The organism is Methylobacterium oryzisoli (genome assembly GCF_046557895.1).
GTDB classification, from domain to species: domain Bacteria; phylum Pseudomonadota; class Alphaproteobacteria; order Rhizobiales; family Beijerinckiaceae; genus Methylobacterium; species Methylobacterium oryzisoli.
Map to the genome: position 1 here is coordinate 20,534 of NZ_JBKIBX010000007.1, position 16,234 is coordinate 36,767.

11 protein-coding genes are annotated in these 16,234 nt (G+C 72.0%); 3 read left to right on the forward strand and 8 right to left on the reverse strand.

Translation table 11 applies throughout. The annotated features are described in order from the left end of the window. Positions 1-82 precede the first annotated feature (82 nt). A complete protein-coding gene (locus ACKUB9_RS09000) occupies positions 83-1,279 on the forward strand; it encodes a GNAT family N-acetyltransferase (RefSeq protein ID WP_407520921.1) in 1,197 nt (398 codons plus the stop codon). A gap of 18 nt (positions 1,280-1,297) precedes the next feature. Here ACKUB9_RS09000 and ACKUB9_RS09005 read toward each other — a convergent pair whose 3' ends face one another. Next, positions 1,298-3,682, reverse strand: a complete 2,385-nt coding sequence (locus tag ACKUB9_RS09005) for a GumC family protein (protein WP_407520923.1) — start codon at positions 3,680-3,682, stop codon at positions 1,298-1,300. A gap of 181 nt (positions 3,683-3,863) precedes the next feature. Between ACKUB9_RS09005 and ACKUB9_RS09010 the strand changes: the two genes are divergently transcribed. Then, entirely contained in the window at positions 3,864-4,436 is a 573-nt protein-coding gene (locus ACKUB9_RS09010) for a polysaccharide biosynthesis/export family protein (protein WP_407520925.1), read from the forward strand. A 48-nt stretch (positions 4,437-4,484) separates the two neighbouring features. Here the strand turns inward: ACKUB9_RS09010 and mdeB are convergent, their stop codons facing one another. The 7 genes from mdeB to ispG form a co-directional block, all read right to left on the reverse strand. Further along, entirely contained in the window at positions 4,485-7,175 is a 2,691-nt protein-coding gene (gene mdeB / locus ACKUB9_RS09015) for an alpha-ketoglutarate dehydrogenase (protein ID WP_407520927.1), read from the reverse strand. Positions 7,176-7,452: 277 nt separating this feature from the next. After that, entirely contained in the window at positions 7,453-8,643 is a 1,191-nt protein-coding gene (locus ACKUB9_RS09020) for a patatin-like phospholipase family protein (protein ID WP_407520929.1), read from the reverse strand. 138 nt (positions 8,644-8,781) lie between these two features. Beyond that, positions 8,782-9,087, reverse strand: a complete 306-nt coding sequence (locus tag ACKUB9_RS09025; protein WP_407520931.1) for a hypothetical protein — start codon at positions 9,085-9,087, stop codon at positions 8,782-8,784. A gap of 140 nt (positions 9,088-9,227) precedes the next feature. Continuing rightward, on the reverse strand, positions 9,228-10,157 hold the full coding sequence (locus ACKUB9_RS09030; RefSeq protein ID WP_407520933.1) for a prephenate/arogenate dehydrogenase family protein: 930 nt from the start codon (positions 10,155-10,157) through the stop codon (positions 9,228-9,230). Then, entirely contained in the window at positions 10,150-11,262 is a 1,113-nt protein-coding gene (gene hisC, locus ACKUB9_RS09035; RefSeq protein WP_407520935.1) for a histidinol-phosphate transaminase, read from the reverse strand. The genes ACKUB9_RS09030 and hisC overlap by 8 nt, the downstream gene beginning before the upstream one ends. A 68-nt stretch (positions 11,263-11,330) precedes the next feature. Next, positions 11,331-13,301, reverse strand: coding sequence for a potassium transporter Kup (locus tag ACKUB9_RS09040; RefSeq protein ID WP_407520937.1), 1,971 nt, complete (start codon positions 13,299-13,301; stop codon positions 11,331-11,333). 171 nt (positions 13,302-13,472) lie between these two features. Further along, positions 13,473-14,762 carry a flavodoxin-dependent (E)-4-hydroxy-3-methylbut-2-enyl-diphosphate synthase gene (gene ispG, locus ACKUB9_RS09045; protein ID WP_407520939.1) on the reverse strand — a complete coding sequence of 430 codons (1,290 nt, stop codon included), beginning with the start codon at positions 14,760-14,762 and terminating at the stop codon, positions 13,473-13,475. Positions 14,763-15,031: 269 nt separating this feature from the next. Here ispG and ACKUB9_RS09050 point away from each other — a divergent pair, with 269 nt between their 5' ends. Beyond that, on the forward strand, positions 15,032-16,129 hold the full coding sequence (locus tag ACKUB9_RS09050; RefSeq protein WP_407521234.1) for a patatin-like phospholipase family protein: 1,098 nt from the start codon (positions 15,032-15,034) through the stop codon (positions 16,127-16,129). Positions 16,130-16,234: the final 105 nt, after the last annotated feature.

Here is a 16,234-nt window from a genome sequence, read left to right on the forward strand (position 1 = left end):
TCGTGTCCCGGCGGGGCGGTGCCGGCCGCGCGCGGCGGGTGCCGCGCGGGCGCAGCAACCGTGGGTTAAGGACCGGGATCCGATGTCGGGAGCGGCGGTGAACGTGATGGGGGTCGGTCCCGCCGTCGGACGGCAGCCAGCGTTGTTCAGGGTGGAGGTCTTCACCGCGCTCGAGGCTGCCGAGCCGGTGTGGCGCGAGCTGGAGGCCGGCCGCGACGCGGTGATGAGTCCCTACCAGCGCTTCGACTGGGTGTCGGCCTACATGGCGACGCTCGGCCGGGCCGAGGGCGAGAGCCCGCTGATCGCGGTCCTGCGGGACGCGACCGGGCGCCCGCGCCTGCTGCTGCCGCTCGCGGTCGCGCGCCGCGGCCTCGTGCGCGTCGCGCGCGGCATCGGCGGCCGGCACGCCAACGTCCACCTGCCGCTCTTTGCCTCGCGCGAGGCTGCGCTCGCCGCGCCCGCCGCGGTGACGCAGGCGCTGCGCGACCTCGGCCGGGCGCACGGCCTCGACGTGTTCGTGTTCGCCAACCAGCCCCTGCGCTGGGACGAGTGCCCCAACCCCGTGGCGGCCGGCGGCCGCCCCGCGCCGAGCGACGCCTACGGGGCGCAGCTCGGCACGGACGCGGAAGCGACCATCAAGCGCCTGTTCAGCGGGGAGGCCCGGCGCAAGCTGCGGCAGAAGGAAAAGTGGCTCGCCGCCGCCCACGGCCCCCTCGACCACCGGGTCGCCACGGGCGGGCCGGAGGCGGAGGCGACCGTCGCCGCCTACCTGACCCAGAAGGCGGCCCGCTTCGCGCAGCTCGGCCTCGCCGATCCCTTCGCGGAGCCGGCGGCCCGCGCCTTCCTGGCCGAGGCCACGCGCCCGGATGCCCGGGTGCTCGAATGCCACGCCCTCGCGGCGCGCGAGAGCGGCCGGATCTTCGCCACCTTCATCGGGGTGGCCGATGCCCGCCGCTTCAGCGGCATGCTGACCTCGTTCGACGCGGACCCGCCGGTCGCCCGCTGCAGCCCCGGCGACCTGCTGCTGCACGCCCTGGTGCGCCACCAGATCGCGCAGGGGCGCTCCGCCTTCGATCTCGGCGTCGGCGAAGCGCGCTACAAGACGAATGTCTGCGACGACACCATCGCGCTGGTCGGCCGCACCCTGCCGGTGACGGTGCGCGGCCACCTCTACGCGCTCGGCGCCGGCGGGATCGCGGGCGCGAAGCGGCGCATCAAGCGCAACCGGCACCTGCACCAGCTCGCCGGCCGCCTGCGCGCCGCGCGCGCCGGGGCGTGAGGGCGAGACGATCCCCGGTCACGCCGAGCGGCGCAGCGGATAGGCCGGCATCGCCACGGGGGGCGGTCCCTCCTCGCGTGCCACGATCACGTCGGGCGCGCCCGCCGCCTCGGCGACCTCGAACAGCCCTACGAGGCCGGCATCGTCCGGGTCGGCGTTCGAGGCGATCACCACCGCGTCCATCCAGGCCGCCGCGAGGCCGACCAGCGATCGCGTGTCCGGGTGCGGGCCGTCGTTGAGGCAGCACAGGATCCAGTCGTAGGCTTGGCCGAGCGCATCGAGGGCGATGCCGAGGCCCTGGCGCTCCTCGAGCAGCAGGGCGGGCTCGCCGTAACCGCGGCCGATCAGGTGCAGCCGCGAACCGGCCTCGCGCCGCAGCGCCTCGCCGAACGCGGCCTCGCCGGCCACGATGTCGGTGAGGCCCGGGTGGTCGTCCCCTCGGTCCAGGCGCACGATCACGGCCCGGCTGTCGCGGGCGAGCGTGCGCCCGAGGGCGGTCGAGAGCGTGTCGAGCTCCTCCTCCGCGCCGGTGCCGACCACCAGGATCCGCCGCCCGCCGCCGGCGGTCTCGATGGCGGAGATCCGCGCGATCAGCGCGTCGAAGGCGTAGCGCTCCGCGGCCCCGGCGAGGCTGGCGGGCAGCAGGATGTCCTGCGGCGCGACGGGATCCAGTGCCGCTGCGGGCAGTGCAGGCGACGCGGCAGGCGTCTCTGCGGTCGTCTCGGCGGGCGTCTCGACCGCGCCGGAATCGTTCGCCGTCGCGGCCGGAGCGATGTCCGCCACCGGCTCGGCGTGCTCGGCGACCGGGCGCAGGCCCGGGTGGGTCGCATTCAGGCCGCGCTCGGATGGCGGCTGCGCGTCGTCGAGATCCCGCGGCCGCGCCGGCCAGCGGCGGCCGTCGCGGTCGTCCGGCCCGCCCGCGATGAGGCTGCGCGCCAGCACCCAGCCCGCGGCGAGCAGGAAGACCAGCACGGTGGCGCAGGCCACGATCGGCAGCTTCTTGGGGAAGGAGGGCAGGTCCGGCACCACGGCGCGCGAGACCACGCGGGCATCGGCCGGGGCCGCGCTCTCGGCATCGCGCGCGGCGGCCTCGCGGTAGCGGGCGAGGTAGGATTCGAGCTGCTCGCGCTGCACCTTGGCCTCGCGCTCCAGCGCCCGCAGCTGCACCTCGCTCGTGTTGCCCTTGGCCACCACGTCGCGCTGCCCGTCCACGGCGGCCTGCAGCGTCTCCACGCGGCTCCCGGCGATGCGCGCATCGTTCTCCAGGGTGCGGACCGTGCGGTCGGCGGCGGCGCGGATCTGGCCTTCGAGGTCGCCGAGCTGCGCGTTCAGCTCCTTGATCCGCGGGTGCTGCGGCAGGAGCGTGCGGGTCTCCAGGGCGAGCTGCGCCCGCAGGGTGATGCGCTGCTCCACGAGGCGGCGGATCAGCTCGTTGTTGGCGACGTCGGGGATCTCGAAGGCGCGGCCGTCCTTGATCAGGTCGCGGATCAGCTTCGCCTTGGCGGCCGCATCGGCCTGCGCGGCGCGGGCCTGGGTGAGCTGCGTCGAGAGTTCGGTGAGCTGCTGGGTGCCGATCGGCTGGCTCGTCCCGGTGCCGGAGAGGCCGCCGATCAGCCCGTTCCTGGCCCGGAAGGCCTCGACCTTCGCCTCGGCCTCCGCGACGCGGCCGCGCAGGGCCTCGATGTTGGTGCCGAGCCAGGACGAGGCGAACCGCGCCGTGTCGACCTTCGCGGCGGCGAGCGAGGAGAGGTAGAGCTCCGCGATGGTGTTGGCGGCCCGCGCCGCCAGTTCGGGATCGCGCGCCCGGAACTCGATCGTCAGGATGCGCGACTTGCCGGCCGGATAGACCAGCAGGTTCTTGAAGTAGTTGTCGAGGACGCGGTCCTCGGCGTCGCGCTCCAGGGGGTTCCGGACGAGCCCGAGCAGCGCCAGGACCTGATCCAGGGGATCGGGGCCGTCGATCAGCGGGTTGAACTCGCGGTTGCCGACGAGGCCGAGCCGCTTGATCGCCTCGCGGGCGAGGTCGCGCGACATCACGACCTGCACCTGGCTCGCCACCGCCTGCTCGTCGATCGGCTGGGGCACGTCGCCCCGCTCCTGCTGCAGGCGGGTCAACCCGCCGTCTCGGGTCTCGAGGAGCAGCTTGGACTCGGCCGTGTAGCGCGGGTGGACGAGCTGCACGAAGGCGACCGACAGGACGAGGGCCGCGAGCGTGGGCAAGGCGACGGCGAGCCAGCGCCGCCGGAGCAGGCGGCCGACATCGCCGAGCACGATTCCCTCCCGGCTCGGAAAGTCCTGCCGGGCCGGACGGTCTTGCCCGGCCGGACGGTCGTGCGCGGCGGACCCCGCGGCGGATGGGGGCAGGGAGCCGGGCGTTTCGGCAACGGGGGCGACGCGGAGCATGAGGGCCGTCTGCGATCGAGGGGCCAAAGTCCCGGGATCACACCTCATTAAGATTGCCGGGCGGTAAAGATCGCCCGGCTCGCCGACGCTTCGAAGTCGAACATCGTCGGGGGCCACGTCAGCTTTCGTTAACCACGCCGGCCTAAACCTTCCGGGTAGCGGATCCGACTGGCCGGACACGATGAATCGACGTCTTCTCCTCACAGGTCTTGCGAGCACACTGGCGCTCGGCGGCTGCCTGCGGCCGGATTATCGGACCGCCTACCTCGACGCGACCGGCACGGGCTCGATCGGGGGACAGTACCCGCTCGCGGCCGGCGACCGGCTGCGGGTGATCGTGTTCGGACAGGACAACCTGTCGAACCTCTACGCGGTGGACGGGGCCGGGCGGATCATCATGCCGCTGATCGGTCCGGTGAGGGTCGGCGGCGACACCACGCTGCAGGCGGCCCGCGCCATCGAGGGGCGCCTGCGCAACGGCTACGTGCGCGAGCCCCACGTCACGGTGGAGATCGAGGTCTACCGGCCCTTCTTCATCCTGGGCGAGGTGACGACCTCGGGCCAGTACCCATACGTCAACGGCATGACGGTCGAGACCGCGGTGGCGATCGCCGCGGGCTTCGGCCCGCGCGCCGCCCGCGACTACGCGGTGGTGACGCGCGAGAGCCCGAACGGCCTCGTCTCGGGGATCGTGCCGATGACCTACCCGGTGCGCCCGGGCGACACCATCGTGATCAAGGAACGCTGGTTCTGAGCCGCGCCCGCGCGGGTGCGCGGGCGTCGACGTGTCGGACGCGCGGCGTCACACCGTCCAGGGCGCGGGCGCGTCGGCGGCGAGGCCGTAGCGGGCGACCGCCTCGGCCACCTGCGCGCGCGCGATCGTGCCCGCATCGGCGAGCGCCGAGAGCGCCGCCACCACGATGTGCTGGCGGTCGACCTCGAAGAAGCGGCGCAGGCGGCTGCGGGTGTCGCTGCGGCCGAAGCCGTCCGTGCCGAGCGCCACGAAGCGGCCCTCGACATGGGGAGCGATCAGCTGCGGGTAGGCGCGCACGTAGTCGGTGGCGGCCACCACCGGCGCGGAGCCGGGCAGCAGCTCCGCCACGTGGCTGCGCCGCGCCGGCACGCCCGGGTTCAGCCGGGCCTCGCGCTCGGCCGCCTGCGCGTCGCGGGCGAGTTCGCTGAAGCTCGTGGCGCTGAACACCGCGGCGCCCACGCCCCATTCCTCCGCGAGCATCCGGGCGGCGTGGATCACCTCCGGCAGGATCGCCCCGGAGCCGAGCAGGCGCACCGACTCGCCCTCCCCGAAGGATCCGACCCGGTAGAGGCCGCGCACGATGCCCTCGGCCGCCCCCGCCGGCATCGAGGGCTGGGCGTAGGTCTCGTTCATGGCGGTGACGTAGTAGAACTCGTCCTCGCCCTCGGTCATCATCCGGCGCGCGCCGTGATCGAGGATCACCGCCATCTCGTAGGCGAAGGCGGGATCGTAGGCGCGGCAGTTCGGGATCGTGGCGGCCACGAGGTGGCTCGACCCGTCCTGGTGCTGCAGGCCCTCGCCGCCGAGCGTGGTGCGGCCCGCCGTGGCGCCGATGAGGAAGCCCCGCGCCCGCTGGTCGGCCGCCGCCCAGATCAGGTCGCCGACCCGCTGGAAGCCGAACATCGAGTAGTAGATGTAGAAGGGCAGCATCGCCAGCCCGTGCACGCTGTAGGCCGTCGCCGCCGCGACCCAGGACGAGATCGCGCCCGCCTCCGTGATGCCTTCCTCCAGGAGCTGGCCGTCCCGCGCCTCCTTGTAGAACAGCATCGAGCCGGCATCCTCCGGCTCGTAGAGCTGCCCCACCGGCGAGTAGATGCCGACCTGCCGAAAGAGGTTCGCCATGCCGAAGGTGCGCGCCTCGTCGGCGACGATCGGCACGACGCGCGGCCCCAGCTCCTTGTGCCGCAGGAGGCCGCCGAGCAGCCGCACCGCCGCGGTGGTGGTCGACATCTCCTTGCCGTCGGCGTCGAGCGCGAAGCCCGCATAGGCGGCGAGGTCCGGCACCGCCACGGGCGGGCCGGTGCGGCGGCGCTTGGGCAGATATCCGCCGAGCCCCGCGCGCCGCTCGCGCAGGTAGCGCAGCTCGCGGCTCTCCTCCGGCGGCCGGTAGAAGTCGAGGCGCTCGACCTCGGCATCCGAGAGCGGCAGGGCGAAGCGATCGCGAAAGGCCTTGAGCGCGTCGGTGTCGAGTTTTTTCGCCTGGTGGGCGGTCATGCGCGACTCGCCCGCCCCGCCCATGCCGTAGCCCTTCTTGGTCTTGGCCAGGATCACGGTCGGGCGGCCCTGCGTCGCCTTGGCGGCGGCGAAGGCCGCGTAGAGCTTGCGGAAGTCGTGGCCGCCGCGCTTGAGCCGGTCCACGTCCGCGTCGGACATGTGCGAGACCAGCGCCTTCACCTCCTCGTCCTCGCCGAAGAAGTGGGCGAGGTTGTAGGCGCCGTCCTTGGCGCCGAGCGTCTGGTACTTGCCGTCGACGGTGGCGGCGAAGCGGCGCAGCAGGGCGTGGTTGGTGTCGCGGGCGAAGATCGCGTCCCACTCCGAGCCCCACAGCACCTTGATCACGTGCCAGCCGGCGCCGCGGAAGACGCTCTCCAGCTCCTGGATGATCTGGCCGTTGCCGCGCACCGGCCCGTCGAGGCGCTGCAGGTTGCAGTTGATCACGAAGGTGAGGTTGTCGAGCTTTTCCCGCGCCGCGAGCGTGAGCGCGCCCACCGATTCCGGCTCGTCCATCTCGCCGTCGCCGAAGACGCCCCAGACGTGCCGGTCCGCCGTGTCGGCGAGGCCGCGGTCGCGGAGGTAGCGCATGAAGCGCGCCTGGTAGATCGCGTTGATCGGCCCGATCCCCATCGAGCCGGTGGGCACCTGCCAAAAGTCCGGCATCAGCCAGGGATGCGGGTAGGAGCAGAGGCCCTGGCCGGCGATCTCCTGGCGGTAATGCGTCAGGTGCTCCTCCGAGAGGCGCCCCTCCAGGAAGGCGCGGGCGTAGACGCCGGGCGCGGAATGGGGCTGGAAGAAGACGAGGTCGGAGCCCGCCCCGGTCTCGTCGCCGGCCTTGAAGAAGTGGTTGAAGCCGAGTTCGAAGATCTCGGCCGCCGAGGCGTAGCTCGCCACGTGGCCGCCGAGTTCGCCGTAGGCCATGTTCGCCCGCACCACCATCGCGAGCGCGTTCCAGCGCATGATCGAGGTGAGCCGCTCCTCGGTGGCGAGGTCGCCGGGGTAGGGGGGCTGCTTCTCCAGCGGGATGGTGTTGCGGTAGGGCGAGTAGGGCGGGGCCTCGTCCACGAGGCCGATGGCCTTGGCCTTCTCCTCCAGCCGATCGAGGAGGAAGCGCGCCCGCTCCGGGCCGGCATGGCGCACGACGGATTCGAGCGAGGCGAGCCAGTCGGCGGTCTCGCCCGGATCCGCGTCGGCGACGCCGCGCGGCCCGGTGATCGGCGTGGTCGGCTTCGCGCTGGCGCTCATCGGCTCTCCTCCCGGGCGGCTCGTCTCGTCCGCTGCCGAGACATCGCCCGCCAGGGGGGCTTTCGCAAGCGCGCCTCAGCAGACTTGCGTTGGCAGGCCAACGCTTCGCCCGCTTAGATTCTTGTTTTGCCGCAGGTTTTTGTCGCAGAACCGGCGGCCACTTTTGCGAAACCTGCTTAGAGCAATTTCCGACGAAGTGGATGCCGGTTCGTCGCAGAAAATGCGACAAATCAAAGACTTAGAGCAGCGCCCGGTCGCAACGCGATCGGGCGCTGCTCTAGCGCCCCTCCGCCCGCGCCTCCTGCATGACGCCGTCGCGCGGCAGCGCGGTCTCCCACAGCGCGCCCGCGCGGGCCTTGGCGTAGCCGTCGTCGAACAGCCGGCGCATGTAGGCGGTGTCGAAGCCCTGCTGGGCCGCGACCTCCGGGATGCCGCGGTCGATGTAGGTGAGGTTGAAGCCGATGCCGTTGCGGCGCGCGAAGGCGAGCGTGCTCGCCAGCGTGTTGCGGGCGCGGGTGCGCCCCACCGTCGAGAGGGTGCGCGAGGCGATCGCGAAGGTGCGGTTCCGGACGAGGTCGAAGCTCGGCTCGATGCGGCCGTTGATGATCACGAAGATGTTCGGCCGGCCCCGGCTGCGCACCACGCGCCCGTCCTGGGCCAGGAAGGCCTCCGGCAGGGTGAAGACGGGCGTGGCCACCGCGCCGTCCACATGCATCTCCTGGAAGGCGCGGTTGCCGGCCTGGGCGTCGATGAGCATCGGCGGGAAGACCGCCGGCACGCTCGCCGAGGCGGTGAGCACGTCGCGGAACAGCGCGACGGCGTTCGGCTGCCCGCTCGTCGCGATGGCGCCCATGTCCCAGATCACGGCGCGCTGCGAATCGAGGTTCGTGGTGACGACGAGGAGGCGGCGGCCCTTGCGGTGCTCCTCGGCGATCTGGGCCACGAGGTCGGGGGTCACGTAGCGCCCGACGAGGTCGCGCAGGCGCTGGTCGGCGAAGAGGCCGTCGCCGACCAGGATGTTGAGGGGGTTGGGCGATTCCACCAGGGTCGAGGCGATGCCGCTGGTGTAGATCTCCCGCAGGGTCGGATCGTAGGCCGGCCCCAGGAAGGCGAAGGGCGCGATCAGCGCGCCGGTCGAGACGCCCGAGACCAGGGTGAAGACGGGGCGCCGCCCGGTCTCGCTCCAGCCGTTCAGCACGCCCGCCCCGTAGGCCCCGTCGCCGCCGCCCCCCGAGAGGGCGAGATACGTGAAGGGCTCGCGCTGCGCGACCGCCTGTGCGCTCACGGGGGCGAAGGCCGAGGCCGGCGCATCGGCCCAATAGCGGATCGTCGGCTCCTGCCCGGGCACCGTGGCCACGGCCGCCTCGGCGGCCGTGTACGGCGTGCGCGGGATCGAGGAGCAGGCCGCGACCTGCGCGGCCACCAGCGCGGCGAGCAGCCCGCGCACCCATTGCGAACGATGAGACACGGGAACTCCGCCGTCGATGTCGCTGCGCCACCCGTGCCGTATCCTCCGACAGCGGCGGGCTTATGGCAACGCTTATGGCAAAGCTTGAGAGGGAAAAGAGTTCCCTGTGGGATGCGCGCGACGGGGATGAATCGCGGATCAGGCTTGGTCCGGATCACCGCCCTCGTCATCGAGGCGCGCGACGATCCGCAGGATGTTCGACTGCCCGTCGAGGATCTTGTTCTCCATAAGGACGAGGTCGGAGCGGATGACGGAGACATCCCGGTTCAGCGCGCCCGTATCCTGGCGCAGGCTCGTGAACCCTTCGTCCATCCGCATGGCGAGGCGGTTCACCAGCTCGATGATGCGGCCCTGCCGCTCGACGAGTTCCATCATCTCGCGGCGCATGCCCTGGAGCTGGCGCAGCGCAACAGTGTTCTGCGGGATCGACGCCTCGAAGCTCATCGGCCGTCCACCTGCGCCGAACCACCGCCCGGCCCGGCGATGATGCCGCAAGCCTCGCGCGCGGTCACCGCCTTTGTCCTTCGCGGGACTTGCATCCTTCGCGGGACTCATGGCCTTCGCGGGACTCGGCGATGACGCGCTCAGCCCGGTGCCTTCGGACCCCGCCGCCCGAAATCCGGCTCCGCCGTCTCCTGGCCCATCGCCACGATGCCGCGGCGGATGGCGCGGGTGCGGCTGAAGAGGGCGTGCAGGGCCTCGCCGTCGTCCCAGCGGATCGCCCGCGCCAGCGCGGCCAGATCCTCGTTGAAGCGTCCGAGCATCTCCAGCACCGCGTCCTTGTTGGTGAGGAAGACGTCGCGCCACATGGTGGGATCGGAGGCGGCGATGCGGGTGAAGTCGCGAAAGCCGCCGGCCGAGAACTTGATCACCTCGGATTGCGTCACGGTCTCGAGGTCCGCCGCCGTGCCCACGATGTTGTAGGCGATCAGGTGCGGCACGTGGCTGGTGATGGCGAGCACGAGGTCGTGGTGGGCGGGCGTCATGGTCTCGACCACGGAGCCCAGTCCCTCCCAGAAGGCCCGCACCCGCGCCACCGCCTGCGGGTCCGTGCCCTCGGGCGGCGTGAGGATGCACCAGCGGCCCTGAAACAGGGTCGCGAAGCCGGCATCCGGCCCCGATTGCTCGGTGCCGGCGACGGGGTGGGCCGGCACGAAGGCGGCGTGGGCGGGCAGGTGCGGGGCGACCGCCGCCACCACCGCGCCCTTGACCGAGCCGACATCCGAGACGATCGCGCCGGCCTTCAGGGCGCCGGCCATCGCGGCGGCGACCGCGCCGACGGCGCCCACCGGCACGCACAGGATCACGAGGTCGGCCCCCGCGACCCCGGCCGCGACGTCGTCGGTCGCCTCGTCGGCGATCCCGAGCGCGCGCACGCGCTCCAGCACGCCCGCGTCCCGGTCGATCGCCACGATGGTCCGGGCCAGGCCGTTCGCCCGGGCGGCGCGGGCGATCGAGGAGCCGATCAGCCCGAGCCCGACGATGGCGAGGCGATCGACGGCGCGCTCAGGCATCCGCGCGTCCCTTCACGAACTCCGCCAGCGCCGCGACCACCGCCTCGTTCGCCTCCGCGCTGCCGATCGTCATGCGCAGGGCGTTCGGCAGCCCGTAGGCGCCGACGCGGCGCAGGATCAGGCCGCGGGCGGTCAGGAAGGCGTCGGCCTCCGCGGCCCCGCGGCCCGGCGCGTCGGGGAAGTGGATCAACACGAAGTTGCCGACGCTCGGCGTCACGGTGAGCCCGAGGTCGGTCAGGGCCCGGGTGACCTTCGGCAGCCACGCCTCGTTGTGGGCGACCGCCGCCGCGATGTGGCCGTCGTCCGCCATCGCCGCGGCGCCCGCCGCGATCGCGGCCGCGCTGACGTTGAAGGGACCGCGGATACGGTTGACCGCGTCCACCACGGCGGGCGGTCCCACCATCCAACCGATGCGCAGGGCCGCCAGCCCGTACGCCTTCGAGAAGGTGCGGGTCATCACGACGTTCTCGGATTCGGCCACGAGTTCGAGGCCGGCCGCGTAGTCGTTGCGCCGGACGTACTCGGCATAGGCCGCGTCGAGGACGAGGAGCACGTTGCCCGGCAGCCCCGCGTGCAGCCGGCGCACCTCGTCGAAGGGCAGGTAGGTGCCGGTGGGGTTGTTCGGGTTGGCGAGGTAGACGAGGCGCGTGCGCGGGCTCACCGCGGAAAGGATCGCGTCGACATCCGCCGTGTGGTCGCGCTCGGAGGCGACGACCGGCGTGCCGCCCGCCGCCAGGATGGCGATGCGGTAGACCAGGAACCCGTACTGCGAGTAGAGGCCCTCCTCGCCCGGCCCGAGATACGCGTAGGTGAGCAGCGACAGGAGCTCGTCCGAGCCCGCGCCGCAGACGATCCGCTCGGGATCGAGGCCGTACTTGGCGGCGATGGCCCGGCGCAGGGCCGCGGCGCTCCCATCCGGGTAGAGTTCGAGCCCGGCCGCCCCCTCGTGCACCGCCGCGATCGCGGCCGGGCTCGGCCCGAGCGGCGTCTCGTTCGAGGAGAGCTTGTGCAGCTTCACGCCGGCCGGCGCCGCGCTCTTGCCCGGCACGTAGGCCTCGATGTCGAGAACGCCGGGACGCGGGACGGGACGGAGGGCGGCGGACATGACGGGACTCGGCTGCGCTTCGTGGACGCCGCCCGTCTAGAGCATGTCGCCCCCCGAGGGGAAGCCCGTCAGACCGTGACCTGCGTGCCCACCTCCACCACGCGCCCGGTCGGGATCTGGAAGAAGTCCGTCGCGTCGTTGGCGTTGCGCGCCAGCGTGATGAAGATGCGGTCCTGCCACAGCGGCATGCCGGACTGCGCCGCCGGGCGGATCGAGCGGCGCGACAGGAAGAACGACGTCGCCATGATGTCGAACTTGAAGCCCTGCTTGCGCAGCAGCGCCAGCCCCCGCGGGATGTTCGGCGATTCCATGTAGCCGAACTTCATCACCACCTTCCAGAAATGCGGCCCCAGCGGCTCGATGGAGATGCGGTCGGCATCCTTCAGGCGCGGCAGGTCGATGGTGCGCACGGTGAGCACGACGTTCTTCTCGTGCAGCACCTTGTTGTGCTTGAGGTTGTGCAGGAGGGCGGCGGGCGCGGTCTCGGGATCGCTGGTCAGGAAGACCGCCGTGCCGCGGACGTGGTGGGGCGGGCTTTTTTCCAGCATCGCCACGAGTTCGGACAGCGGCACGTCGGTCTTGCGGGTCTTGTTGAACAGGATGGTGACGCCCCGCACCCAGGTCCACATCAGCACCACGAGGCCGCCCGCCAGCAGCAGGGGCACGTAGCCGCCCTCGAACACCTTGATCAGGTTCGAGACGAGGAACATCAGCTCGACCGCGATGAAGGGCAGCATCACGGCGCCGGCCGCGATCGGCGACCACTTCCAGAACCGCCACAGCACCAGGAACGAGAGGCTCGCGGTGATCAGCATCGTGCCGGTGACGGCGATGCCGTAGGCCGAGGCGAGGCCGCTGGAGGAGCGAAAGACCAGCACCAGCACCACCACGCCGACCATCAGCAGGGTGTTGATCTGCGGCAGGTAGATCTGGCCCGAATGGGATTCGGAGGTGTGGCGGATCTCGAGCCGCGGCAGCAGGCCGAGCTGCACCGCCTGGCGCGAGAGCGAGAACGCTCCGGTGATCACCGCTTGGCTGGCGATCACGGTGGCGGCGGTGGCGAGCAGCACCATCGGCAGCAGCGCCCATTCGGGCACGAGCTGGAAGAACGGGTCCTTCGTGTCGGGATAGGCGAGGACGAGCGCCGCCTGGCCGAGATAGTTGAGCGAGAGCGCCGGGCCGACGATGCAGATCCAGGCGGCCTGGATCGGTCGGCGGCCGAAATGGCCGAGATCGGCGAACAGTGCCTCGGCCCCGGTCACCGCCAGGAAGACCGCGCCGAGCACGATCAGCGCGCCGCTGCCGTGGCTGAGCAGGTATTCGAGCGCGTACCAGGGATTGAGCGCGAGCAGCACGTCCGGCCGACGCAGGATGTGCGGCAGGGCCGCCACCGCCATGGCCAGGAACCACACCACGGTGATCGGGCCGAAGAAGCTCGCCATCCGTCCCGTGCCCCGGCTCTGGACCAGGAAAAGCGGCACGATGATCGCGATGGTGATCGGCAGCACGTAATGCTCGAAGGCCGGGGTGACGAGCTTCAGGCCCTCCACCGCCGAGAGCACCGAGATCGCCGGCGTGATGACGGCGTCCCCGTAAAAGAGGGCCGCGCCGAGCAGGCCGAGGCTGAACACCGTGCGCGAGCCGCCGAGCGCCTTGCGGGCGAGCGCCATGAGCGAAAGGATCCCGCCCTCGCCCTTGTTGTCCATGTGCAGGAGCAGGAGCACGTACTTGATCGTGACGATCAGGATCAGCGCCCAGAGCAGCAGCGAGACGGTGCCCAGCACCTCGTGCACCGTGAGCATCCCGTCGGCCCGCCCGGGGGCCAGCGCCTCCCGGAAGGCGTAGAGCGGGCTGGTGCCGATGTCGCCGTAGACGACGCCGACCGAGCCGAGGAAGAGCGTCCAGAACTTGGCTTGGCCGTGACCGTGGCCCTCGGGCTCGTCGACCGACCCGGCGGGCGTCGGCGGCCCGCCGCTCGGCGGGGTGAGCGTTTCGGGCGGGGTGGTGCTCCCGCTCGTGGGTACGGCAGATTGGGTCATGGGCAATCAGGATTGCGCCTCGCCGGAGGCGCGGGTGCCGCCGAGAGAGCTGCGGGGGCGTTCGGCGGCACCGGATCGCGCCGGCCCGGCCGGCTGCGATTGTGGCGAAATCTTAGCATGCGGGCCGGGGCGTGCAAGGCGGCGCGCCCCTGACCTTTGGGAAAGCGGCCCCTACTCGGCGGCCGTGCGGCGGTCCTGGCCGAAGCGGCGCTCGATGTAGTCGATGACGATGGCCTCGAAGTCCTTGGCGAGCGTCGCCCCGCGCAGCGTCATCGCCTTCTTGCCGTCGATGAAGACCGGCGCGGTGGGTGTCTCGCCCGTGCCGGGCAGCGAGATGCCGATGTCGGCGTGCTTCGATTCGCCCGGCCCATTCACGATGCAGCCCATCACGGCGACGTTCAGGCCCTCGACCCCCGGATAGGTCTTGCGCCACTCCGGCATCGAGGTGGAGATCCAGTTCTGGATGTCGCGGGCGAGTTCCTGGAAGACCGTGGAGGTGGTGCGCCCGCAGCCGGGGCAGGCGGCCACCAGCGGCACGAAGGTGCGGAAGCCCATCGTCTGCAGCAGCTCCTGGGCGGCCTTCACCTCCACGGTGCGGTCGCCCCCGGGCTCGGGCGTCAGCGAGTAGCGGATCGTGTCGCCGATCCCCTCCTGAAGCAGCACGCCCATCGCCGCCGAGGCCGCGACCACGCCCTTGGTGCCCATGCCGGCCTCGGTGAGGCCGAGATGGATGGCGTAGTCCGCGCGGCGCGCCACCTCGCGGTAGACGGCGATCAGGTCCTGCACCGCCGAGACCTTGGCGGAGAGCACGATGCGGTCCTTGGGCAGGCCGATCTCCACGGCGCGGTCGGCCGAGAGCAGCGCGGAGCGCACCATCGCCTCGCGCATCACCGCGCGGGCGTCGAGCGGCCGCGGGGCGCGGGCGTTCTCGTCCATCATGTGGGTGAGGAGCGCCTCGTCCAGCGAGCCCCAGTTCGCACCGATGCGCACCGCCTTGCCGTAGCGCGCCGCCGTCTCGACGATGGTGCCGAACTGGAGGTCCTTCTTCTCCTTGAAGCCGACGTTGCCCGGGTTGATCCGGTACTTCGCCAGCGCCTCGGCGCAGGCCGGATGATCGGCCAGCAGCTTGTGGCCGATGTAGTGGAAGTCGCCCACCAGCGGCACGGGGACGCCGATGCGGTCCAGGCGCTCGCGGATCTTGGGCACCGCCGCGGCGGCCTCGTCCCGGTCCACCGTGATGCGCACGATCTCGGAGCCCGCGCGGGCGAGCGCCGAGACCTGCGCCACGGTGGCGTCGATATCCGCCGTGTCGGTGTTGGTCATCGACTGCACGACGATGGGCGCGCCGCCGCCGATCGTGACGGCGCCCTCGCCCTCGCCGATGCGCACGCCGACGGTGCCGTGCCGGGCTGCCGGGCCGGCGATCTCGGGGGCGGCAGCGGGTGCGTCCATGGTCTGCATCGGGGTCCTTCGCGGCGGCCGGTTCCGGGTCCGGCACCAAACGTTTAGCTGATCCTGCGCGCGGGCGACGTCAAGTCTGTGACGCACCGCACGGCCGGACCGGCGCGCAGCATCGGCTCCGAAGATGAACGGAGCGTGCCGGTGCGGCGTCGGGCGCTTCATGGCCCATCCGCTCCGGCCTGTCGAGGCGCGGTGCCGCATCCGGGGTTGCGTGGAATGTGCACCGCACCATCTCATCTTGCAATGCAGCAACCAGCGTGGCGGACGCGATGGACGGACGAAATGACGGCCTCTCCGCAGCCGAGGGGCAGCCGGTGGCGGTCGAATCGGGTGGGCGGCCCCGCCCGGCCCGCGGTCTCGCGGGGCCACGGGCCGAGAAGGCGGTGGCGCTCGCCCTGCAGGGCGGGGGGGCGCACGGCGCCTTCACCTGGGGCGTGCTCGACGCGCTGATCGAGGACGGGCGCCTCGCCTTCGAGGCGATCACCGGGGCGAGCGCGGGCGCCATGAACGCCGTGGTGATGACCCACGGCTGGCTGAAGGGCGGTCCGGACGGCGCGCGCGCCCAGCTCGAAGCCTTCTGGCGCGGGGTCAGCCTCGACGGCGACCTGACCGAGACGCAGCAGAGCGTGTTCGACGGCGTGCTGCGCTTCTGGAAGCGCACGCCGGTGGGCGAGTTCTGGAAGGCGGTGGCGAGCCCCTACTCGGCCAACCCCCTCAACATCAACCCGCTCAAGCGCGCGCTGGAGGAGACGGTCGATTTCGCGGCGCTCCGCGCGGCGGACACCGCGCCGCTGTTCATCTCGGCCACCAACGTCTGGACCGGCAAGATCGCGGTGTTCGAGGGGCGGGACCTGACGCCCGACCACGTCATGGCGTCGGCCTGCCTGCCCACCGTCTTCCAGGCGGTGGAGATCGACGGCGTGCCCTACTGGGACGGCGGCTACCTCGGCAACCCGCCGCTCTATCCGCTCTATCACGGGGCCGAGACCCGCGACATTCTGCTCGTGCAGATCAACCCGGTGGAGCGGCGCGAGACGCCGCGCACGCCCGAGGCGATCCGAGACCGGCTGAACGAGATCACCTTCAACGGCAACCTGCTGCGCGAGTTGCGCGCCATCGACTTCATGCGGGAACTGATCGAGGAGGGCGCCCTCACGCCGGACGAGTACCGGCCGGTGCGGCTGCACCGCATCGACGGCACCGGCGGGCTCGACGATTACGGCGCCGCGACCAAGCTCAAGCCGCAATGGCCCTTCCTGCAGAGCCTGCGCGACGCGGGCCGGGCGGCCGGGCAGGCGTGGCTGGCCCGGCACTTCGACGCCGTCGGGCGCGAGGGCACGCTCGACCTGCGGGCGATGTATGGGTGAGAGGGAACCCTGGAGAGCATGGGTCGGGCAAGCGCGCCGAGCCCACTTCCCGGCGAGATTCCCGGGCGTCGTTCTGTCCGTTCGCCCTCTCGCGCGGCATGGTCC